Genomic DNA, 1125 nt, shown 5'->3' on the forward strand with positions numbered 1-1125 from the left:
CGGCAGCACAGCCCGGTCAACCTTCCCGTTGGTCGTCAACGGCAAGACATCCAGCACCACCACCACCGCCGGCACCATGTACTCGGGCAACACCCCGGCCACGAACTCCCGCAACACCCCGCCATCGACACCCACACCAGCGTCAGTGCCAGTGGTGATCACGTACGCGACCAGGCGCCGCTGCCCCGGCTGATCCTCACGGACCATCGCCACCGCCTGAGCCACCCCTGCGTGACGGGTCAGAGCCGCCTCGATTTCCCCCAACTCGATCCGGAACCCCCGGACCTTCACCTGATCATCCGAGCGGCCCACAAACTCCAAACACCCATCAGCACGCCACCGCACCACATCCCCCGTGCGGTACATCCGCTCACCCGCACCGCCGAACGGACACGCCACAAACCGTTCCGCCGTCAACCCCACCCGACTCAAATACCCCCGCGCCAACTGCGTCCCGGCCAGATACAACTCACCCGCCACCCCCGGCGGAACCGGCTGCAGGAAACCGTCCAACACGAAGACCCGCGTGTTCCACACCGGCCGACCGATCGAAACACCCATTGCCGGATCACTGCGGGAAGAATCCCAATGCGTAACGTCGATCGCTGCCTCGGTAGGCCCGTACAGGTTGTGCAGGGGTACGCCCAGACGCGCCGCGCACAGCTGCCGCACAGACTCCGGGAGCGCCTCTCCACTGCAGAACACGCGCCGCAGGCTGCCAAGGTCGCGTTCCTTCACCTCGGTCAAAAACACGTTCAACAGAGAAGGCACGAAATGGATTGTCGTCACACGGCTGGCCTGGATCGTTTCGATCAGGTAGGCCGGATCACGGTGACCACCCGGCCTGGCCACGACCATCGTGGCCCCGACAACCAAGGGCCACAACAGCTCCCACACCGAGACGTCGAAGCTAACCGGTGTCTTGTGCAGAACCCGGTCCTCAGCGGTAAGGGCATACTCGTCCTGCATCCACAGCAAATGACTCACGATCGCCTCGTGTGAAGTCACCACACCCTTCGGCCGACCCGTCGACCCCGACGTGTAAATCACATACGCCGGATGCGCCGGAAGCAGAACCCCGACCCGGTCGGCGTCGCTCAGCGCAGTGGTCGGCCGCGCCGTGAT

At 64.7% G+C, this 1125-nt stretch carries 1 protein-coding gene; it reads right to left on the reverse strand.

From position 1 onward, the window contains the following. Window positions 1-1125: amino acid adenylation domain-containing protein (locus ACIA5C_RS48650; RefSeq protein WP_396068213.1), on the reverse strand; the 1125-nt coding region annotated here is incomplete at its 3' end.

The organism is Actinoplanes sp. NPDC051343 (genome assembly GCF_044455125.1).
Taxonomy (GTDB): Bacteria; Actinomycetota; Actinomycetes; order Mycobacteriales; family Micromonosporaceae; genus Actinoplanes.